Source organism: Halorubellus litoreus, from assembly GCF_055378595.1.
Map to the genome: position 1 here is coordinate 1 of NZ_AP043835.1, position 21,374 is coordinate 21,374.

Below are 21,374 nucleotides of genomic sequence, written 5' to 3' on the forward strand. Positions count from 1 at the left end.
GATCTCACTCGGCGACCCCACACCATGACACATGACCACGACGATACTGGCGGCGACGACCGACCCACCGACACACGGTCCGTCGAACTGGCACGATACGACTGGCGCGACTCGCCGACCGTCCTGGAGGCCATCCTCGCGACCATCAGCGACCTGGACCCGGCCTTCGACGCCACGAGCGACGCACCCCTCCAGTCCGCCGTCGACGTGGACGCACTCGAAGGACTGTTCGAACCCGTCCGCGACGAGGCCGTCACCACGGACACGGTCCTCACCTTCGAGTACGACAGCTACACGGTCACCATCACGGCCGCCGGCACCGTCACCGCAGTGTACGCCGACGCACCGCACCCGTACCGGTCGTCCAGATGACGGACACGACCGACGAGGTCCTCCTCGTCGAGACCGTCGCCGCGCTCGCAACCCTCCACGAGCACTGGCTCGAAGACGCGGGTCACGCCGTCACCCGGCCGGCGTCCACGAGTCACATCGCCGATATCACGGACACGGGTGCGGCCGTCGCCATCTGCGACAGGTCGATTCTCGAAGCCGTCACCGACACGGCGACGGCCCCCACGACGCGGCACACGCAGTCACCGCCACGACTCATCCTCTGCATCAATCGACTCTGCGACCCCGACGTCGTCGACCTGCCGTTCGACGACTACGTGGAGAAGCCGGTCAGGCGACCGGTGCTCCTCGACACCGTCGACCGCGTCCTGGCGCGCGACACCTACGCGGACGTCGTCCATCGGTTCGCCTCGACAGTCAACAGACTCGCACTCGTCATCGACCACGAGCACTCGACCCCCACCGGTTCCTCGGAGCCCGCCGCTGCACTCGCAGCCGACCTCCGCGAACTCGCCCCGGCCGTCACCGACGGCGCACACGCACTCACCGCGACCGACATCGACCGCCTGTTCGCCCCCGGCACCGCCGCAACGATAGCTCACAACCCCGCGGACGCAGTGGACCCCTAACCACCCACGCACACACCAACCCATGACATCACCGACTGCACCAACTCGTATCACGACAGGTATCGACAGTCTCGACGAGGTACTCGACGGCGGACTCATCCCGACCCGCGCGTACATGTTGACCGGCGACCCGGGCACCGGCAAGACGATTCTCGGCCTGCACTACCTCACCGCGGGCCGCGACGCCGGCGAGACGGCTCTCTGTGTGAACCTCGAAGAGTCCACGGAAGACATCCGACAGAACGCCGCCAGTCTCGGGTTCGACCTCGATGGCATCGAGTTCCTCGACCTCACGCCGAGCAGCGACGCCTTCGGCGACGGCCAGCGATACGACATCTTCAGCGCCGCGGAGACCGAAGGCCCGGAGATAGCGGCCGCCGTCACGGACGCGATCGAGGAGCACGACCCCGACCGCGTGTTCGTCGACCCGCTCAGTCGCTTCCGGCACCTCGCCCCGGACGACCACCAGTTCCGCGAGCTCATCGGGAGCTTCGTCCAGTTGCTCAGGGACACCGGCGCCACCGTCCTGTTCACCACGCAGGCGACCGCCGCCCGGTCCGACGCTGACCTCCAGTACCTCAGCGACGGCACCATCGCCCTCTCCCAGGGCGCGCACGGCAGAGAACTCGAGGTCAAGAAGTTCCGCGGGTCCGACTCCGCGCGAGGCCCGCACACGTTCCGGATCACGCCCGACGGGCTCGCCCTCTTCCCGGAACTCGTCCCCGGGACGCACTCGGCCGCATTCGACACCGAAACCATCTCCTCGGGGATTCCCGAGGTCGACGACCAACTCCACGGCGGCATCGAGCGCGGCACCGTCACCATCCTCAGTGGCCCCACCGGCGTCGGGAAGACCACGCTCGGCACGCAGTTCATGAAGGAAGCCGCCGAGCGCGGGGAACGGTCGGTCATCTACATGTTCGAAGAGAACACGCAGACGTTCCTCGAGCGGTCGGAGCAGACCGACATCCCCGTGACCGAGATGCGGGACCGCGGCACGCTCGAGATAGCGGAGATGGAGCCGCTCCGCATCTCCTCGAGCGAGTTCGCGGCGCGAGTCCGCGAGGAGGTGGAAGCGAACGACGCCGAGATCGTGATGATCGACGGCATCGACGGGTACCGGCTCTCGCTCCGCGGCCAGAAGGACGACCTCAGGAGAGAGCTACACTCGCTGTGCCGGTACCTGAAGAACATGGGCGTGACCGTCATCCTGGTCGACGCCACCGAATCGGTGACTGGCGACTTCAAACCCACCGCGGAGGACGTGAGTTACCTCGCCGACAACCTCGTCTTCCTCCGGTACCTCGAGATGCAGGGCGAACTCCGGAAGGCCCTCGGGATACTGAAGAAACGGACGAGCGACTTCGAACGGACGCTCCGCGAGTTCGAGATCACGGACCGTGGTATCGAGGTCGGTGAGCCACTGCGGGAGTTACGGGGCGTCCTCAAGGGCACCCCCGACCTCGTCGACCCCGGCGACGAAACCGTGAGACCACCGGACGGAGAGGAGCCTGATAGCGATGGATGACCCTCCCAACGATGCATCTACCACGAGTTCCTACGTCGCGCAAGAGCCATCGGTACGCGGGCCGCGCACGGTGCTGTTGTTCATGGACCCCGGTGAGAACCGGCGCCTGCTCGGGGAGTGGCTTGCCGACGAGGACTACGACGTGGCGACCGCCGAGACGCCTGCTGGACTCGAGAGCGAGTTCGATCTCTGCATCGTCGACGCGACGCACTTCCGGGCGCATCGGGACGCACTCCAGGACTGCAAGTCGGACGCGGACCTCGCGTTCCTCCCGTTGTTGCTGGTCGCGAGCCGGGAGTCGGGGTTGCTCTCGCGGAGCGAGGTGTGGGAGTTCGTCGACGACGTCGTGGAGGCGCCGATCCGACAGGCGGAACTCGACGCGCGCCTGGCGTCGCTGCTCCGACAGCGCACGCAGTCGCTCGAACTCCGCGAACGCGAGGCACAGCTCCGCGAGACCCTGTCGGAACTCCGGATCAAGGAACGCGCCATCGACGCGGCACCGGTCGGCATCACGATCTGCGAGGCCGGCTCGGACTCGAACGACATCGTGTACGTGAACGACCGGTTCGAGGAGCTCACGGGGTACGCGGAGGCGGACGTGGTGGGGCGGGACTGTCGGTTACTCCAGGGCGAGAACACGAGTCCGGAGCCAGTCGCGGAGCTGCGAGCGGCGATCGATGCGGAACGGCCGGTGTCGGTCGAACTCCAGAACTACGAGAAGTCCGGCCGGTTGTTCTGGAATCGGGTCGACGTCGCGCCGGTTCGGGACGACGACGGCGAGGTCACTCGCTTCGTCGGGTTCCAGACCGACGTGACCGACCGGAAGATCCGCGAGCAACGGCTCACCGTGTTGAATCGCATCCTCCGGCACAACCTCCGGAACGGGATGGGCGTCATCCAGGGGTACTGCGAACTGCTCGAGCAGCACGTCTCGGGGAACGAGGAGCAGTCGTATCTCGACGCCGTCGCCTCGGCCGCTGCGGACCTGACGGAGCTCAGTGAGAGGGTCCACGACACGGAGGTCGTCCTCCAGGGGCTCGACGACGATTCCGGTGGCGTGTGTATCACGACCGCGCTCGAGACCGCTCTCTCCGAGCTCGACGCGCACGCGCCGGCGACGGAACTGGATATCGACGTCCCGAGCGGCCCGCTGCCGTTGGTACCGAGCAACGCGGTCGTCGTGTTCAGGGAGCTCGTGCGGAACGCGCTCGAGCGCTGTGACGGGACGCCCCGCCGGCCGACGGTGTCCATCGATCGCTGTAGCGAGTACGCCGAGGTGATCGAAGCGACGATCACGGACTACAGCACGGAGCCCCTCGACCCGGACCGCGAGGTGCTCGCCGCGGGCGAGGAGACGCCACTGCTCCACGCCGACGGTATCGGGCTCTGGTTGGCGAACTGGGTCGCGAGCGCGGCGGGCGGCACCATCGAGATAGCGGGCGACGAAGCGGACGCCGTGACAGTACGATTCCCGGCAGTATGATACACACCGACACCGACCTGGCGCCTGCGGTCGCGTCCGCGCTGCAACTGGCCGATGCCGGAACGGCCAGTCTCCTGGTCTGCGAGACGAGCGCGCCGACGGTTCGAGCGGTCAACGACACCGCGTGCCAGCGCCTCGACCGAACCGACGCCGACCTCATCGGCACCAGCCTCGACGCCGTCCAGTCCGACGTCCCGTACCTCGAGGACTGGGACGCCTTCACGGCCGACCTCGAGTCGACGGACTGGCAGACCCACACCGGCGTCCACCACCGCGGCGACGGCGCCACCTATCCCGTTCACGTCGACGCCATCGAACTCTCGCCCACCGACGTCCAGACGCTGGTCCTGCTACGGACCCGACCCCGACACACCGATCCGATGCCCAGATCGGAACTGGAACGACAGTTCCAGACCGTCTTCGACCACCCCGCCTCTTTTGCCGCCGTCCTCAACCCCGACGGAACCCTCCGGACCGCGAACGAGACCGCCCTCGATTTCATCGACGCCACCCTCGACACCGTCGCCGGGAAGCCCTTCTGGGAGACGCCGTGGTGGACCCACGCCGAGTCCCTGCAATCGGAACTCCGCGACCGCGTCCGCAGGGCCGCAGCCGGCGAGTTCCAGCGATTCGAAGCCGAACACGTGGCGCCCGAGGGGGACAGCGCCGTGGTGGACGCCAGCCTCTCGCCGGTCACGAGCACGCACGGCGCCGTCACCGGCATCGTCGCGCTCGGTCGAGACATCACCGAACGAAAGACGCGGAAACGGCAGGTCGAACGGCACCGGTCCCAGGTCCACCGGCTCCACGAGGTGGCGACCGACATCGGGTCCCTCGAGGCTCGCGACGCCGTCTACGACCGCATCGTCGAGGCCGCCGAGGAGATACTCGAGTTCGACATCGCCATCGCGGACCAGGCCGTCGGCGACGTCCTCATCCCGAAGGCGGTGTCGACGGACCTCGACGCCCAGCACTACTACGAGGAAACGCCGATAGACGCCGACGACAACATCGCCGCCCGCGTCTATCGAACCAATGACGCCTCGATCGTCGACGACCTCAGCCAGCACTCGGTGACGCCAGTCGTCAGCGAGTTCGAATCCGCGCTGACGGTTCCCATCGGCGACCACGGCGTCTTCCAGTCCGTGAGCCGGTCCACGGGTGCCTTCGACGAGACCGACCTCGAGCTGACCGAGCTCCTGATGTCGCACGCCGCCACGCAACTCGACCGCCTCGCCACCAAGCGGGAGCTCCGGGACCGCACGCAGACCCTCGAAGCGCAGAACGAGCGCCTGGAGCGCTTCAAGAACGCCGCTTCCCACGACCTCCGGAACCCCCTGAACGTCGCGCGCGGCTACCTCGAAGAGGAGATGGCGTCGACCGACAGCGAGAACCTCGAGGAGGTCCGCAACGCACTCGACCGTAGTCTCGACCTCGTCGACGACCTCCTGACCTTCGCGCGCGACGGGCAGACGGTCACGAACGCCGAGGTCGTGTCGCTCCCGGCCATCGTCGAGGAGAGCTGGCGGACCGTCGAGACCGGCGACGCGTCGCTCGTCGTCGACACCGACCGAGCCGTCCGGGCGGCCCCTAGTCGCCTGAGACAGGTGTTCGAGAACCTCATCCGGAACAGCGTCGACCACGGCACCGCCGACGCGCGAAACGCACCGCGAGGGGATACGGAGGAAGCGGGTTCGTCGCTCACGATCTCGGTCGGGTCGCTGGAGGACGGGTTCTACGTGGCCGACGACGGGCAGGGGATTCCCGCCGCGGCCTCGAGGAAGGTGTTCCAGCCGGGGTATTCGACCGCGTCCGATGGCACCGGGTTCGGGCTCAACATCGTCCGCGAGATCGTCGAGGCACACGACTGGCAAATCGAAGTGACCGAGAGCGCCACCGGCGGGGCGCGCTTCGACGTCACCGACGTCCCAGACCCGTGACCGCCACAGTCCCGGAGCGGTCGTGGAATCGGCGTGGTGGTATCAGGTTTCTCGTTGCAGGAGGAGGCTCACGGTTTCGCCGGTCTTGTCGGTGATGGGCGCGGCGACGTCCCAGCCGTCCGCGCCCAGTTCGTTCAACTGTTCGACCGGGGGGTGGACGTCGCCACCGAGTCCCGCGACCATCATGCTACTGTCGACCTCGATCGTCCGGTATTCGTAGGAGGGCATACGAGCCGAACGAATATTTCTAATGTCAAGCGTCTTCTGGTTCTTGTGAGGGGCTGGACGAATCGGAACGATGTCGTCCCGGTGCTGGCCGGGGTCCAGTTGAACTTCGTCCGAGCGGCTTCGTCCGGGGTACGAGATTCGTGGGTTGGCCCTACCGTTGATTACTGGGGCGTTGGTTAGCGTCGTCTATCACCGAGCAGTTGTCCAGCGCGTCTGTCCGGTCGCGTTCGAGTGGCTCCGATGAGCGGGACGTCGAGCGTGCGGGGCCGCTCGACGTCAGGGTGCTCCGGCGTGAGCGGTTCGGGGTCCTCCGGGGCGACGTGGACGCGGCTGCTGCGCGCGCCGATGCCGTGGAAGCCGTGACTGCGTCGAGTCCAGCCGTTCGCGAGGCGGGGCTGGAGCTGGTGCTGGCGCTCGAGGACCCGGCGCCGATGTCGCTCCTCGCGGACTACTCGCTCCCGAGTGATGCGCTCGCGGCGGACGACGTCGATGGCCGGGAGGGCCAGTTGTTCGCGACGCTGGCCCGTGAAGACCCACCGGGTGTCCGGAAGCACGTCGGCGAGGTGGTCGCGGCCGCCAGCCACCGGGAGGACGCCGCCGCGCGGGACGTGGCCTGTGCGCTCGCGGGCCGCGACCCGGCGGTCCTCAAGCCGGCGGTCGAGTCGCTCGTCGCGGCCGGGGGAGGGTCCGATCGTTCGCTGTGGACGCTCGCGCGACTCGGGGTCGCCGAACCGCCGGTGCTCAGGCGGCACCTGGCGAACGCCGCGTGGACGGTCGAGCGCGCGGACGCCGACCCGGTGCCGGACGCGGTCGAGTCGATGACTGGGGCGGTGGTGGCGCTGGACGGGGAGGTTCCAGAGTCGGTCGCCTACGAGCGGTTGCTCGAGCACGTCGACGATGCGACGCGAGTCGCCGCCGCGAACGGGCTCTCCCGTATAGCGGGTGCGGACGGTCAGGCGGCCGAGCTCGAGTGGCTCGACGCGCCGGCGGCGGTCTCCGCGCTCGTCGACGGCACGACGGGGTCGTCTCGGGAGGAACGCCAGGCGGCGGTCCGCGCGCTCAGCGCAGTCGCCGCCAAGCGTCCGGCGGCCGCGCCTACCGCGGTGCGAGAACTCGTCGCGCGCCTCACCGACGACCCCGCGGTCATTCGGAGCGCGCTCTCGGCGATCTGGACCGTGGTGGGGTGGCGGCCGGACGAGCGGGCGCCCGGCACGGTCCGTCGCGTGGCGGCGCGTCTCGGCGACGACGACGCCGGCAGCGCTCTCACGGAGGCGCTACTCTCGACGCTCTCCGCCCACGGTGCGGTGACGGTGGACGCGCTCGACCTGGACGTGGTCGCGGTGTTCCTCGGTCACGACGCCGAGGAGGTGCGTCGCGTGGCGGCCGGGACGCTCCTGGACCTCGGCGCGAGTGCACCGGGGTCGCGGCCGGCGGTCGTGCGGTACCTCCGGTGGGCGCGCCACGACGGGACCGCGGGCGTTCGGCGGAAGGCGCTCTCGCTGCTGGGGACTGCGGGCGCGCTCTGGCAGGGGGAGGCGCCGACGGTCGTCGACGCGCTCGTCGCGCACCTCTCGCAGTACCCGGACGATGCGACGCAGGTGGCGGACGCGCTGCTGGCGGTCGCGGACGCGACGCCGCCGGCGCTCCCTGCGGTCGTCGATCGACTACGGCGGCGCGTGGACCGTGGCGAACTGCAGGAGGCGGCGGCGAGCGAGTTCCTCTGCGAACTCGCGACGTCGGCGCCCGACGCGCTCGCGGCGTCGGGGGAAGATCCGCTCGACGCCGCGGTGGGTGACCTCGTGGCGACGGGTCCCGACGACGAGAGCGGGCGCGAGGCGGCGCGCGCGGTGCTCGCGGTGGCTCGGACGTCGCCCGCGTCGGTCGCACCCTACGCGGACCGGCTCCGAGCCGGCTTCGAGGCCGACGACGCCGGCCTCGCCGTGCGGGCTCGGTTGGCGGCTGCGTATGGGGTCGTCGCCGACGGGAGCGATGCGGCCGAGGCGACGGCGTGGCTCGGCAAGCGGGTGCTTTCGGCGCCAGTCCTCGTCGGTCGCGCGCTCGCGCACCTGGCGGGAGACCACCCCGAGACGGCGCTGCCGGCCCTGGAGAGCGTCCTCGCCACCGTCGAGCGCGAGTGCACTCGCGACGGCGCTCCCGCGGTCGACGTGGGTGCGTTCGTCGACCGGGTGGTGGTGCCGCTCGTCGGGAGTCATCCGGCGGCCGGCCCGCCGGTCGTCCGCGCGCTCGCCGCGGCGCTCGAAGCCCCAGCCGCGAGAGACCCCGCCGCCAGCGCCCTCTGCGACGCGCTCGCCGAGTGGCCGTACCTCGCACCGCTTGCCGTCGACGCGCTCGTCGACCGCCTCGACGACGCCGACGGCGACGTCCTCCGTGAGGTCGTCGCGCCGCTCTCGTGGACCGACGACGAGCGCGCCGCTGGCGCGTTGCGCGAACTCGCCGCCCACCCCGACGCGGAAGTCCGACGCGCCGCGACCGCTCGGAGCAACGACCCGTCGCCACCACCGGATGCCCCGGACAGCGACTGGCTGGCCGACTTCTCGCCGAGCGAGGCGACCCCCGCCGACGTCGACCGGCTGGCTCGCGGTCTGGCGACCGCCGCACCCGTCGATTCGGCGGCCGTACTCGGGACCCTCCAGCGGGTCGCTCGCGAACGGCCGTCGCTCCGCGCTCGCGCCACCTGTCACGTTCTCGGCGCGGTCGTCGCCGACGCGTCGCCGGGCTCGCTCACCGAGACGCTGGCTGCGTTCGCGCCGACGCACGCGCCGGACGACGCGACCCACCCGACCGAGAACCCAGGGCGAGTCGGGGCGCTGCTCGCGCTCGCCGCCGACGCCGAACCGGCGGTCGTCCGCGGACAGGCGACCGCGGCGCTCGCAGCGACCGTTCGTCGAGACCGCGCGCTCGCGACGGCCACCCTCAGCGAGCACCTCCACGACGCGATCGGCGCGGACTCGCCGCTCGTGACCGGGCGGGCACTGCGCGCCGTCCGCGTGCTGGCCGCGGACCTCCCCCTCGAGACGTTCGTCGACGCCGGCGCGCTCGAGGCGCGGCTCTTCGGGCCGGCCGCGGTCGTGCCACGCGCCACGTGGACGGTCGCGGCCGTCGCGGCACAGCGCCCCGACGCGGCCGAGGCGCTGGCCGAGTCGCTGTCGGGACTGCTCGACTGGACGACGGTCCACCGCGCGCACGCCCTCCGAACGATTCCCGACGTACTCGCGGCGGCGCCGGGGGTCGACGCGGCGCTCGCCCCCGCCGTCCTCGAACAGGTTCCCGCCGACGGGGTGCCGGAGGACCGCGTGATCCAGGCCGTCGGCCACCTCTCCGGCGAGGCAATCGCGTCGACCGCGGGCGGCCCGGCGGCGCTGCTCGGGGCGCTCGACGCGGTCTACGACGGTCGCGCGTACGCGCTCCTGACCGACCGCCTCCTGCGCGTCGCCGAATCCGCGCCCGAGGCGGTCGTCGCCGCGCTCGAAGCGCGGGAGGCGGAGGCGCTGCCGCCGATGCGCCGGGAGGGCCTCGCGCACTACCTCCGCGCGCTCGAACGCGCCGTCGCCCACGGCGGCGACCGCGTCGCGTACCCGTTCATCGACGTCGGGAACGTCTTCGACCCCCACGAGGACGCTGGGCGAGCGCGGATGGGCGCAGACCTCGCCGAGCGCGACGTCACCCACTTCGACCTCGGCGACGCCCCGGAGCTGCGGCGTCGAGCGAAACGGAGCTTCGTCGCCGTCCTCGCCGAGACCGGCCACGTCGAGTTCCTCCGCGTCCTCGGCGCCTACGAGGATGGCAAGCCTGAGGTCGAGCCGACTCCCGACCAGGTCGCCACGTGGTTCGCGCTGACGACGGACCCGGCCGCGTCGACGGCCGCATCGACGCTCTGCGAGAGCGCCGACGCCGACTTCGTCGCCGCCGTCGGCACGCGGCTCGCCGACGCGCTCCCGTCGCTCCCGTTGGACGCGGCGCGGCGCATGCTGGCGGCCCTCCCTGCGTTCGCGACGGCCGTCCCAGCCGGCGATGCGCGGGAGACGATCCGCGAGGCGCTTGCGGACGCGCTCGACGGCGACTGGGCGGTCGCGCTGGCGGCGGTCGACGCGGTGACCGACCTCGGAACGACCGACGGTATCGCGGCGACGACCGCCCTCGAGATGCTGTTCGAGCACCTCGACGCGGCCGAGCCGACGTTGCGACGTCGCGTCGCCGAAGCGATTGCGACGCTGAGCCGCGAGCCCGGCGCGGACGTGGCGTCGGTCCGCGACCGCCTCGTGGACCCGCCGGGCGCCGAGCCCGCGTCGGTCGACCGCCAACGTGCGCGCGTGCTGGCGCTCGGCGCGCTCGCCGCCGGCGAGCCCGGACTCCGCGACGGCATCGTCGCCGAGCTGACGGACGCACTGACCGACGGCGACGCGAGGGTCCGCGAGTGCGCCCTCGGTGAACTGGCGCGCGTCGCCGACGGCGACGCGACGGCGGTGGTCGAGAGCGTCGACGAGATAGCCGTCCGCGTCGCGGACGTCGAAGCCCGAGTTGCGCGCGCCGCCGTCGACTGCCTGCGAACGGTCGGCGACGACCGGACTCACGCCGCCGTCGTCGCCGGGGCGCTCGTCCGCGCGCTCGACACCGTCGACGGCCAACGTGGCGCGACCTGCGCGGAGGCGCTCGTCGACGTCCTCGACCTGCACGTCGCGCTCCCCGAACGCGACGTCGACCGGCTCCGCGAGCACGTCGACGACCCCCACCCGGGCGTCCGCCGGCACGTCCTCCGTGCACTGAGCCACGTCGGAACGCGAGCCGACCGGCCCGCCATCGAAGCGGCCGTCACCGACCCGCGGCCGGCCGTCCGGGCCGCCGCTCGCACCGCCCGCGACCGGCTCGACGCCGCGCTCGACGCACCGTCGACTGCGGGCACGAACCCCTCGCGCGTCCCGACCGGGCGGGCCAATCACGCGCGGACGGCGGCCACTGCCGGCGACCCGCCGCGGGACGCGCCGGCGGAGACGTGGGCCGTCGCTCCAGACTGGGACGTCGACCTCTCGGAGCCGGCCCACGCGGCGCTCGCCGTCGTCGACGACGCGGTCTACGTCGACGGCCGAACCTGGGTGTGGGCGCTCGACGCGGCGACCGGCACGCCAAAGTGGCGGTACGAGCGCGCACCCATCGACGACGGCGGGCACGATGGAGAGGGCCTCGGCGACCTGTTCGGCGACGGCGGCGTCCGAACCAGCCTCGAAGCGCCGACCGTCGCCCACGGAACCGTCTACGTCGGACACGCCGGGTCCAACGGCCCGGGCGTGTACGCGATCGACGCCCAGTCCGGCCGCGAGCAGTGGACGGGGCTGGTGGACCGCCGCGTCGAATCGACGCCGGCGGTCGTCGACGACGCGGTGCTCGTCGGCGACGACGACGGGACGCTGTCAGCGCTGGCCGCCGCCGACGGCGACCCACGGTGGCGGTTCGAGACCGCGGGCGGTGCGTGTTCGACGCCCGCGACCGACGGGGAGACCGCGTACGTCCTCGCGGAGGGCACGCACCTGCACGCGGTGGACGCGACGGACGGCACCGAGCGCTGGCGCGTCGACCTCGACGGCGGCGGCGGGAGCGCTGGCGGTCGCGCGCCACCGGCCGTTCGCGGGAACACGGTGTACGTCTGCCCGGGCGGGTCCGCCGTTCTCGCGCTCGACGCCACCGACGGCACCGAGCGATGGCGAGCGGACGTCGCGGACGCGACGGCTGCGACCGCGGCGGTCGGGCCGCGCCGCGTCTTCGTCGGACTCGACGACGGCGACGTCCGAGCGCTCGACGCCGCCGACGGGAGCGTCCAGTGGACGCGAACCGTCGGCGACCACGGCCGCGTGTTCCCCGCGGTCGTCGGCGACCACGTCGTCGCGGGGAACGCCACCGGCACCGTTCACTGCCTGCGGCCCAGCGACGGCACCGAGGAATGGCGGACCAGCGTCGGCGACCCGCTCGAATCCATGCCCGTCGTCGCCGACGGCACCGTCTACGCCGTCGACACGACCGCCAGAACGGTCGCCTTCGACTGAACGACACCCCTCGATCGCCTTCGGCTGAACGACACCCATCCCCCGAAACCAATCCAATGAATACCACATCACGCACCCGGTCGAATCCAGCATCGAACCGACACGCAGACGACGCGTATCGTACCCCCACCGGGACGACCCGTCGACTCGAGACGGTAGCGTTCGGCCCCGAGCCCAACACCGCCTTGAAGACGAATACGCCACTGGGAAGCGTACGGAGACCCCGATGACAGACCCCGATTCCCGACCGATCGCGGCCGTCGCCGCCAGCTACGTAGCTGACGCCGCGACGCCACCCCGTCGAAGCGACGTCGTCGACCACGTCAGCGCCGCAGTCGACGGTGCCGCGCCCGACGCCGTCAGCGAGTGTCTCGCCGTTCTCTGCACCCCGCTCGACGACCGCGACGACCCACGGCTCTCGCTCCGTCCCGCCGACGGCCACCACGACGCCACGGCCGGCCCGTCGGACCCGCCGCAGGAAGCCGGTGCGCGGACCGACGACCGGTTCGGGCACCTCGCCGTCCTCGAGGACGTCGGCCACAGGGAGGTCCCATCGGTTCCCGCCGACGGCTACTACGAGCGCGAGACCGTCGCCGACAAGACCGACGTCCAGGTCGTCACGAGAGCGCTCGAGGCCGGCATGAACGTCATCCTCAACGGCCCCCCGGGCGTCGGCAAGAGCTACCTCGCGAAGTACCTCTGTGCGCGAACGAACCGGCCGCTGTATCGCGTGACGCTCTCGGAGACCACGTACCGCGAGGACCTCCTCGGGCACCTCCAGCTCGTCTCCGCGCCCGGCGGCGAGAGCGTCACGTCGTGGGTCGACGGCCCGCTCACGCGCGCCGTCCGCGCCGGCGGCGTCCTGCTGCTCGACGAGATCAACGCCGCCGACGCGAACACCGCCGCCGCGCTCAACGCCGTCATGGAGCGCGAAGGCACGCGGTCGCTGACGATACCGCAGACGGGCGAAGTCGTCGACCCCCACGAGGAGTTCCGCGTCATCGCCACCGCCAACCCCGGCTATCAGGGGACCTACGAGCAGAACACCGCGTTCGAGGGGCGGTTCCGGCACGTGGAACTCGACTACCTCCCGACCGAGGTCGAGGTGGAGATACTCTTCGAACGAACCGACCTGGACCGCCGGAAGCGCGCGGAGGTCGAATCGCTCGTCGAGTTCGCCGGCCGGCTCCGCGAGGCCTACGTCGCGGGGGAACTGACCACGCCGATCACGACGCGCGAACTCGTCCGCATCGCGACGTTCATGGAGGACGGCTTCATGGACATGCGGACCGCCACCGAGAGCGAACTGCTCGCTCGCGTCGACGACCACGACGAATCACTGGTCGCGACGCTCCTGGAGAAGTCACTCTAACCGTGGAGCTGGACCGAACGACGTCGCGTCGGGAGCTCGCGCGGCTGTCCACCACGGACAGTCGCTCTGAGCGACGCCGCACGGAACTCCAGCGGCTCGCGAACGTCCTCACAGACCCGGCGCTGGACGTCCGCGTGACGTTCGAGCACTCGGGCGCGTTCGCGCACCGAGCCCCCGAGGGCTCGCCGCACGACTTCGAGATCCACATCCCCGTCGAGCGCTTCGAGCAGGTCGAGACCGACCAGGCGCCGGCGGTCTGGGACCGCCGCGTCCAGTTCGGGCTGCTGTTCCACGAGCTCGGGCACGTCATGTACTCGGACTTCGAGCGGTTCGACCAACGACAGTCCGAGGTCCTCCCCCGGCATCGGGACGTCTACCGCAGCCTCTTCAACGCCGCCGAGGACGTCGTCATCGAAGCCCAGCTCGCGGCGGAGTTCTCGCTGACTCGAGACTTCGAGACGCTGAACGAGACGTTCCGGCGACTCCAGCACCGCGACCACGAGCGGTACGTCGAGGCGTACGCGCCCGACGACGCCTTCACGTACACCGTGTACGAGGCGCTCTGCATCGGCATCCTCGAGCACGGGTTCGGCGCGGAGTCCCGGTTCCGCGCCATACTCGACCCAGGGGCGGACCGCTATCGCGTCCACGACGGCCGCCGCGACGTCGTCGCCGCGCTCGCCCCCGACGTCGCCGCGTTCGTCGACGACGTGCTCGCGCTCCCGTCCGGCCGCGACCGCGTGGACCGCAGCGTCGCGTTCTTCGAGACCGTCCGCGACCACCTCGACGAGCTGCCGACGGTGCAGTCCGTCCGCATGCAGACCGAGGGCTTCAGGCCGATCGAAGCCGGCGACTACGTGCTCGGGAGCGCCGGCCGCGCGACCGACCTCCCCGAAGGACCGGGCGCGACCCGCGGGGCCGGTCCCGGGACTGGCTCGGGCACCACCAGCCGGCGCGGCGACGCGTCGCGGCCGGCGGACTCCGGTGACGACGCCACCGGGGGACGACCGAGCGGCGACGACTCCGTCACGTCTCTCCTCGACGACGACCGGACGGAATCGCCGCTGGAGCGGGAGGCCGCGAAGCTCCTCGAGCTCGTGCACGCGGAGGACGTCGGCCTGGACCGCACCGGCGTCGTCGAGGTCGACGACGTCGACGGGGACAGAGGACGCTGGGAGGCCGCGAAGCGCCGCGCTGAGCCGCTCGCGAACGACCTTCGGAGCACGCTCCGGCGGCGTCGGCGCGCGGACGAGCGCGCCGGGCAACGGACCGGACGCATCGACCCGCAGCGACTCGCCCGCGCCGCCCAGGGCCGCGACCGCGTGTTCAAGCGTCGCGTCCGCGGCGACGAACGCGACTACCGGTGCCTCGTCGTCCTCGACCGCTCCGGCTCCATGGACGGCGACCGCATCAGGGACGCCGAATCGGCGACCGCCCAGCTCGTCCACGCCCTCCACGACGTCGGCGTCGACGTGTCCGTCCTCTCGCTGCTCGAGAACGCCCCGTTCCTCGAACTCCCGTTCGGCGGGACGCCCAACCGCTACGCGGACGCCATCACCGCCGGCCGCGCCTCCGGGTGGACCCCGCTCACGGACACCCTCGAGATCGCGCGCAACAGACTCGACGCCGGCTCCGGCACCCGGTCGTTCATCGTCGTCGTCACCGACGGGGCACCGGACGACGAGGACGCGTTCCTCGACCAGCTCGACCGCTGCAACGTCCCCGTCTACGGCGTCTACGTCGACGGCGACCCGGGAACGCACGCACGGTTCTTCGACCGCATCGTCTACACCGACAGCAGCTCGCTCGACGCGACGCTCCGCTCGCTCGCCCGCCAACTACTCGCCTGACCACCACACCCGACTCACGGGACGTGCAACAGGACGGCGTCATCGACGTTGGTACAGTCGAATCGGCGACCGTGACGTACCCCGCCGCGCCGAGCGGTATCGAGGGTCGCGTCGGACAGGTCGACCCCCGTCAGTAGGGGCCTTCGCCGACGCCGAACGAGTCGGGGGCCTCGTACTCGCTCGGGTCGAACTGTTCGGCGTCCGCCTTGGATGGAATCTCCAGTTCGTCCCCCGGGTGGATGAGGTCGGGGTCGTCGATGCCGTCCGTCTCGACGTCCGTTTCGGTTCTGGCGTCCGAGGCGGCCTGTTGGAGGTCTTCGGCGCTCGAATCCACGCCGTCGACGTCATCGCTGTCGGATTCCGCGTCGCCTTCCGACTCGGCGTCAGCGGCTTCCTCGTCGATCGCCTCCTCGCTGTCGACGGAGTCCGCATCGAGTTCGGCGTCGCCGAGACTCTCGGCCGCGGCATCCTCGCCGTCGACCTGGCTCTTGTTCGCCTCGTAGATCACGCCCCACATGTCCGGGTCACCGTACTCGTCCTCGGCGATACTGGAGAGGGTGTCTCCGGCCTCCACCGTGCGCGTGTGGCCGCCTTCGCCAGCCCCCTCGGTCTCGGGTTCGGTGCCGCCTTCGGGCAGGCTGTCAGCTGCCTCCTCGGTCCCGGTATCGCCGCCGTCCTCGGGGTCGTCCGACGCGGGCCCCATGTGGATGCCCGTCGCGTCCTTCTCCGGGTTCAGATCGCCCTCGCGACCGCCCTCGGGGTCGCTCTCACCTTCGCGGGGGTCGCCCGAAGCTTCAACGCCGGCCTCACCATCGCCCGTGCCTTCTGTATCGTCAGCGGCGCCTGCCCCCTCGACGGGGGCGTTCGAGAGGTTCTCCGCGGCTCGACCCGCAACGGAATCCGCATCCCCGTCGGCCGCTGCGTGCTCACCACTGTCGACGGCGCCGTCGGACTCCGCCGAAGCGGCCGCACCGAGGGCATCGCTTACCCCCTCTGCGGACTCGTCCCCGGACACGGGTTGGTCGGAGTCGCCGCTCGCCGCTTCGACGTCCCCGAGTGCCTCGTTCGTCACCTGTTCGGTGTAGTCCTCGACCGCGTCTCCGAACGACTCGGCGTCGATATCACCGCGTGCCGCGGCATCGGCCGCGTCCTCAATCGAATCGAACGCCCCACCGAGGTCGTCACCGTCGCCGCCAACTGACTCGCCGTCGGCGCGTTCACTGGCGTCTCCGACCGCCGGTTCGTCGGCGTCACCGACTGGTTGCTCGGCCGCCGCCATCGCCTGCTCCACCATCTGCTCGTTGTAGTCCCCGACGGCCTCCCCGTACGTCTCGGCGTCGATGTCGCCGTTCGCCATCGCCTCCGTCGCTTCGTCCAGCGAATCGAACCCCCCCGCGAGGTCGCCATCACCCTCAGGACTCGCCTCGGCGGGCTCCTCGCCTGCTGCCGCCTGGCCGCCATCGACCGCGTCGGCAGTCGCCTGCTCGGCCTTCGCCTCCATGCGGTCCATCACCTGATTGTTGAAGTCCGTGACGGCCTCGGTGTAGGTCTCGACGCCGATGTCGCCGGCCATCATCGCCTCTTGGACGGCCTCCATCGAGTCGAACTGGCCGGCGAGCGCGTCCCCCGCACCGTCAGGTGTCTCGGCGTCACCAGCGACTTCGGTACCCGCGGTCCCATCGGCGGCGTCGGCCGCGTCGCCCGGTTCAGTGGGGACATCCGGTGAGCCGACCTCGCTGTCGGGGAGCGGCTGCTCGGCGGCTGCCTCCATCTGGTTCATAAGGTCTTCCGTGTAGTCGCGGGTGGCCGCTGCGTAGGTTTCCGCGTCGATGTCGCCGGCCTCGAACGCCTCGGTGGCTGCATCGAACGAATCGAACTGTCCCGCGAGTTCGTCGCCCGCACCCCCCGGCGCCTCGCCATCAGCGCCCGCCTCCCCAACGTCGTCGGAGCCGTCCACCGACATCGGCGCATCCGCATCGGTCGCCCCCGCGCCAGCGACGTCCTGCTCGGCGGTCCCGACCATCTGGTCCATCATCTGGTCGTTGTAGTCCGTGACAGCCTCTCCGTAGGTCTCGGCGTCGATATCGCCGTTCTGGACCGCACTCGTCGCCGCATCGAGCGAATCGAATTGCCCAGCCAGGTCACCATCTACTGCTCTACTGGCGTCAGCGCCCTCCTCACTCGCATCGTCACCGTCGACATCATCGTTGGCACCGGCCCCCGGAGTAGCGCCTGTAGCCGAGCCGTCGCCTCCGGGTTCGCCCGCCGACTCGTCTCCCTCGGTCTCCGCGTTCATGGCGGCTTTCTTCGAGACCATGTCGACGACGTTCTCCGTGTGGGACTCGACCATCTGCTGGAAGCTATCACGGTCGAGCTCGCCACTCACCATCGCCTCCGCCGCGTCACCGAGCCCCTCGTAATCGGCACCCAACTCTGGAGTGCCGTCCTCGCCACCCGCTTCTTCGGTCGAATCTGCAGCCTCACCCTCGGACTCGGACCCGTACTCGCCGCGGTCGCTTCCGGCATCCGTCCCGTCGCTCGACCCATCGCCGTCCTCCTGTTTGTCGACGTCGAGGTCGCCGGCCGCGGCCGCCTCGCGGACGTCGTTGACCACCTCGACGTTGTGCTCCCAGACGGCTTGCCGGAATTCGTCGGGACTGATGTCGCCGTCCACGGCCGCCTGGACCATCTCGGGAAGCGAATCGGTCTCGTCCGTCGCGCTCTCGTCCGCGTCGTCGGGGTCTGGATTACGTTCACTCATTGGGTGTCATCGCTCTCTGGTGCGAGGACGGACTCGATGCCGTCCACGAGTTTCGCCTCTAGTGCTGCGTCGATGGTCTCGACCTCCGCTGCGGCCTGGACGGCGACGCAGCGTGCGCCACGCCACCGTGCTGTCGCCGACGCGTCCGCGGGGAGGAACCGGCCGGTGGCGTCGCCGACGACGCCCGATACCCGCTTCCAGAGGCCGTCGCTCGACGCCGCGAGCGCGTCGGTGAGGTCGTCACCGACCCCGTCGGCGACGAGCCGCTGAGCGTCGACGGAGTACCGACACCCGCCGTCGACGGCCTCGTACGCCATGCACGGACACGAGTCGACGGCGACCACGCTGGCGTACGTCTCGGCGAACCCAGCCGGCGTCACCGCCGCCGTGCTCGACGCATCGTCGCCACCTCCTCCGGGTGTGGTGCCGGCGAGCTGGGAGGCGTCGATGCGCGCGTCGTCGGCGATCGCGTCTGCGAGCAGGGTCGCGAACGACGCCTTCAGGGCCTGGATCGTCTCGTAGGGCGCGTCCACCGACTCGCCGAGCGACTCGAAGTGCGTCTCGATGGCAACGACGAGCGCCGGGACCGCGAGGTCGTCGACGCGCGCGGTCGAGAGCTCACCGGCGACCGCGTCCAGCAGCGCGCTGGCGCTCGCATCGACGGACTGCAGCGATTCGCTCGTTGCGTGAACGGTCCGCGCAAGGGCGTCCCGGACGGCAGCCGCCTCGACCACGGGTCGGACCTCACGGCGGAGTCGTCGGACCGTCGTGCCGTCGGCCGCAATCCACGGGTACGCCTCGTACTTCGCCGGATGCGCAGCCCGCGTCCGCTCCGAACGCGCGCGAATCCGCGCCTCCAGCGACGCATCCTCCACTGAATCCGTGGTATCTGCCGCAGCAGCGTCCACGCCGGTGTCGACCTTGCGGAACGGGACGTCGACGAGGATGGGGTTGTCGTCGGCGCCACTGAACACCGCGGCCTCGCCGACGCCGGAGAGGCCGAGCCAGCGCGTCTGCTCGGCGCTCGCACCCATCGACCCGCCGAGGAGGCGGCGGTCGTCGTCGGCGAGCAGCCGGTGGACGACCTTGAGGTTCGTGTTCTTCACGACCGACGGCGCGAGCTTCGCCGGGGTCTGGTCGACGACGAGCGCGCCCTCGCCGTACGCGCGGATCTCCGCGAGCAGGTTCGTGAACGACTCGACCGCCTGCCCGGCTTTGTTCGACGACTCCGGGCCGCCAGAACTCGACGCCGACAGCAACCGGTGGGCTTCCTCGACGACAGTCACGTGATTCAACGACGCCCCTGCCGCATCCATCGCCCCACTCGACTGGTAGTGCTCGTACAGCGAGAACAACACGAGCCCCATCAGGAACGCCTTCTCGTCGTCGTTCCCGACCGCATCCAGTTCGAGGACGGTCGGCTGCCCGAGCAAGTCCTCTATGGGGACCGACGTGTGCGTGTCCAAGAGCAAGCCTTTGCTCCCGATACGGAGGTTGTCGAGCCGGGTCTTCAGCGCCGCCGAGACGTCCTGCGTGATCTCCTGGTCGTACCCGAGCGAGTCGACGACCGGGTCGATCTTCTCGTAGAGGTCGGTGATGGTCGGCTGAGCGTTCGGGTGGTGGCCGCGGCGGTTCGTGCCGGTGACGAGGTCCCAGCCGCGGTCCTCGTACACCTCGTGGATGGCGCGCTCCAGGATGTACGGCATCGGCGCGTACATCACGAACGTCGCGTTGAACAACGCGGTCAGGTGGTCGATGTGGCTGCTGACGGAGACGCCCGGCCGTATCTCGAAGGGGTTGATGCGGAACGGGGCGGTCGTCTCGTCGCCGAGCGTGAACACCTGGAGGTCGTCGCCGAGTTCGCTGTCGAGCAACCGCCGGTACTCGGTCTTCGCCGGCTCGACCACGAGGAACGGCACGTCGCGGTCGGCGAGCTGGCGGAGGACGTGGAAGACGGTGTTCGTCTTCCCGCTCCCGGTCGTCCCGACGACGAGCCCGTGCCGGTTCAGGTCCGCTATCGGGACCTCGTACTCGTGGTCGGTCGGTCGGCCCTCGTCGAGGATGGTCCCGAGGCTGACGCCCGGTGCGTCGGGGTCGCTGCCGTGTGGTGTCACGTCGAACTGGGGCTGCGGGCGGACGTGGAACCCCGAGGTCTCGCGCGTCGGGAGGTGGAGCATGGCCGCGACCTCGGCCGAGCAGAGGACGGTCGGATACCGATACGGGTACTCGAACGTCCCCGGCGCGTCCGGTCCGGGTGCGGCGGGGATGGCGAACCCGGCCGCGAGCGAGGCGGCATCGGGTGTCGGTATCGTCCGTATGGGGTCCGGGCGCGAGTCGACACCGCCGAACGCGCCGGTCGCAACCGCACAGGCACGGTCGCGAGTCACGGGGTCGGCGGCGAGGAGGTACCCCACGGTGTGCCACGCGCCGCTCGCCCGTCCAGCGGCGAGTTTCTCGCGAACGCCGTCGAGCACCTGCTGGTACGCCGACGCGATCGGCGTCTCCCCCTCCGCGCGCTGCACGCTGTTCTGGACGCTCCGCAGTTCGTTCAGCGTCCGGTCCGACAACCCCTCGACGCCCTCGCCCGACACCGGTGACGCACAGAGGACGTACGCCCAGGTGTCGCTCCCGAGCGACCGGATGAGGCGGTCGAGACCGGCACCGGTGTCCGCGTCGAGGTCCCGACCCGGCGCCCGGTCAGCCCCGAACTCGAGGGGCGTCGCCGGACTCCCAGTGACGACCGCACCCGCCGTGAGCGGGTCCAAGCTCGAAGCGAGCGTCGACGACTCCACCGCGTCGAGTTCGATACCCGGATACGCACCCGCGAGCAGGTCGTCGAGCGGGACTGGCCGTCCTCCCTGTCCGGCAGTCGCTTCGGTGATCGCTGGCCACGACGCGAGGTAGACCGAGACGCCCGTAGGTTCGCCGACGACCGCCAGCCCGAGCCCGTGGCCCGTGCCGGCGAGTCCGGTGAGGACGCTCGCGATACCCTCGAGGGGGTTCGCTCGCCCGTCCCAATCGTGGTCAGGGATGCTGCGAACCCGCCACAACTGGAGCGAGCCAGCGTCCGGTCCGAGCGTCGGACCCCCGGCGAGGTTCGCGGTCCCGGCGTCGTCGAGGAAGGCTCGCTCGACGTACTTCACGTGCTCCGTCGTGACGTTTGGGCCAGGCATACG

Annotated in this window: 11 protein-coding genes; 8 read left to right on the top strand and 3 right to left on the bottom strand. The window is 70.8% G+C overall.

What is annotated here, in order from left to right; all coding sequences use genetic code 11:
* Nucleotides 1-24: 24 nt before the first annotated feature.
* The 5 genes from ACZ48X_RS02845 to ACZ48X_RS02865 are packed head-to-tail and all read left to right on the top strand — an operon-like array spanning nt 25 to nt 5,931.
* Entirely contained in the window at nt 25-372 is a 348-nt protein-coding gene (locus ACZ48X_RS02845; protein ID WP_336351899.1) for a HalOD1 output domain-containing protein, read from the top strand.
* Nucleotides 369-980 (top strand): hypothetical protein, encoded by a 612-nt coding sequence (locus tag ACZ48X_RS02850; RefSeq protein ID WP_336351898.1) that lies wholly within the window; start codon nt 369-371, stop codon nt 978-980. Before ACZ48X_RS02845 ends, ACZ48X_RS02850 begins: the two co-directional genes overlap by 4 nt.
* Nucleotides 981-1,002: 22 nt before the next feature.
* Nucleotides 1,003-2,508: an ATPase domain-containing protein gene (locus ACZ48X_RS02855; protein ID WP_336351897.1), complete on the top strand. Its 1,506-nt coding sequence runs from the start codon at nt 1,003-1,005 to the stop codon at nt 2,506-2,508.
* Complete coding sequence (locus tag ACZ48X_RS02860; protein ID WP_336351896.1) at nt 2,501-3,991, top strand: PAS domain-containing protein; 1,491 nt, start codon at nt 2,501-2,503, stop codon at nt 3,989-3,991. The genes ACZ48X_RS02855 and ACZ48X_RS02860 overlap by 8 nt, the downstream gene beginning before the upstream one ends.
* Nucleotides 3,988-5,931 carry a PAS domain-containing sensor histidine kinase gene (locus ACZ48X_RS02865; RefSeq protein ID WP_336351895.1) on the top strand — a complete coding sequence of 648 codons (1,944 nt, stop codon included), beginning with the start codon at nt 3,988-3,990 and terminating at the stop codon, nt 5,929-5,931. The genes ACZ48X_RS02860 and ACZ48X_RS02865 overlap by 4 nt, the downstream gene beginning before the upstream one ends.
* A 42-nt stretch (nt 5,932-5,973) precedes the next feature.
* Here ACZ48X_RS02865 and ACZ48X_RS02870 read toward each other — a convergent pair whose 3' ends face one another.
* Nucleotides 5,974-6,159 carry a DUF4177 domain-containing protein gene (locus ACZ48X_RS02870; protein WP_336351894.1) on the bottom strand — a complete coding sequence of 62 codons (186 nt, stop codon included), beginning with the start codon at nt 6,157-6,159 and terminating at the stop codon, nt 5,974-5,976.
* A 281-nt stretch (nt 6,160-6,440) separates the two neighbouring features.
* Between ACZ48X_RS02870 and ACZ48X_RS02875 the strand changes: the two genes are divergently transcribed.
* The 3 genes from ACZ48X_RS02875 (at nt 6,441) to ACZ48X_RS02885 (ending at nt 15,437) form a co-directional block, all read left to right on the top strand.
* Complete coding sequence (locus ACZ48X_RS02875; RefSeq protein WP_336351893.1) at nt 6,441-12,215, top strand: outer membrane protein assembly factor BamB family protein; 5,775 nt, start codon at nt 6,441-6,443, stop codon at nt 12,213-12,215.
* A 226-nt stretch (nt 12,216-12,441) separates the two neighbouring features.
* Nucleotides 12,442-13,587: a MoxR family ATPase gene (locus ACZ48X_RS02880; protein WP_336351892.1), complete on the top strand. Its 1,146-nt coding sequence runs from the start codon at nt 12,442-12,444 to the stop codon at nt 13,585-13,587.
* Between the two features lie 2 nt (nt 13,588-13,589).
* Entirely contained in the window at nt 13,590-15,437 is a 1,848-nt protein-coding gene (locus ACZ48X_RS02885) for a VWA domain-containing protein (RefSeq protein ID WP_336351891.1), read from the top strand.
* A 130-nt stretch (nt 15,438-15,567) separates the two neighbouring features.
* On the opposite strand, the gene ACZ48X_RS02890 is transcribed toward ACZ48X_RS02885, so the two are convergent.
* The gene (locus ACZ48X_RS02890; protein WP_336351890.1) at nt 15,568-18,198 is read right to left on the bottom strand and encodes a hypothetical protein; all 2,631 of its coding nucleotides are present in this window, start codon (nt 18,196-18,198) and stop codon (nt 15,568-15,570) included.
* Entirely contained in the window at nt 18,195-21,371 is a 3,177-nt protein-coding gene (locus ACZ48X_RS02895; RefSeq protein WP_336351889.1) for an ATP-binding protein, read from the bottom strand. Before ACZ48X_RS02895 ends, ACZ48X_RS02890 begins: the two co-directional genes overlap by 4 nt.
* Nucleotides 21,372-21,374 lie beyond the last annotated feature (3 nt).

What these genes read in the sequence shown, in the direction of transcription:
- ACZ48X_RS02890 (WP_336351890.1), bottom strand. Translation starts at nt 18,198, where the DNA reads ATGAGTGAACGTAATCCAGACCCCGACGACGCGGACGAGAGCGCGACG.
- ACZ48X_RS02895 (WP_336351889.1), bottom strand. Translation starts at nt 21,371, where the DNA reads ATGCCTGGCCCAAACGTCACGACGGAGCACGTGAAGTACGTCGAGCGA.
- ACZ48X_RS02845 (WP_336351899.1), top strand. Translation starts at nt 25, where the DNA reads ATGACACATGACCACGACGATACTGGCGGCGACGACCGACCCACCGAC.
- ACZ48X_RS02880 (WP_336351892.1), top strand. Translation starts at nt 12,442, where the DNA reads ATGACAGACCCCGATTCCCGACCGATCGCGGCCGTCGCCGCCAGCTAC.
- ACZ48X_RS02870 (WP_336351894.1), bottom strand. Translation starts at nt 6,159, where the DNA reads ATGCCCTCCTACGAATACCGGACGATCGAGGTCGACAGTAGCATGATG.
- ACZ48X_RS02850 (WP_336351898.1), top strand. Translation starts at nt 369, where the DNA reads ATGACGGACACGACCGACGAGGTCCTCCTCGTCGAGACCGTCGCCGCG.
- ACZ48X_RS02865 (WP_336351895.1), top strand. Translation starts at nt 3,988, where the DNA reads ATGATACACACCGACACCGACCTGGCGCCTGCGGTCGCGTCCGCGCTG.
- ACZ48X_RS02855 (WP_336351897.1), top strand. Translation starts at nt 1,003, where the DNA reads ATGACATCACCGACTGCACCAACTCGTATCACGACAGGTATCGACAGT.
- ACZ48X_RS02860 (WP_336351896.1), top strand. Translation starts at nt 2,501, where the DNA reads ATGGATGACCCTCCCAACGATGCATCTACCACGAGTTCCTACGTCGCG.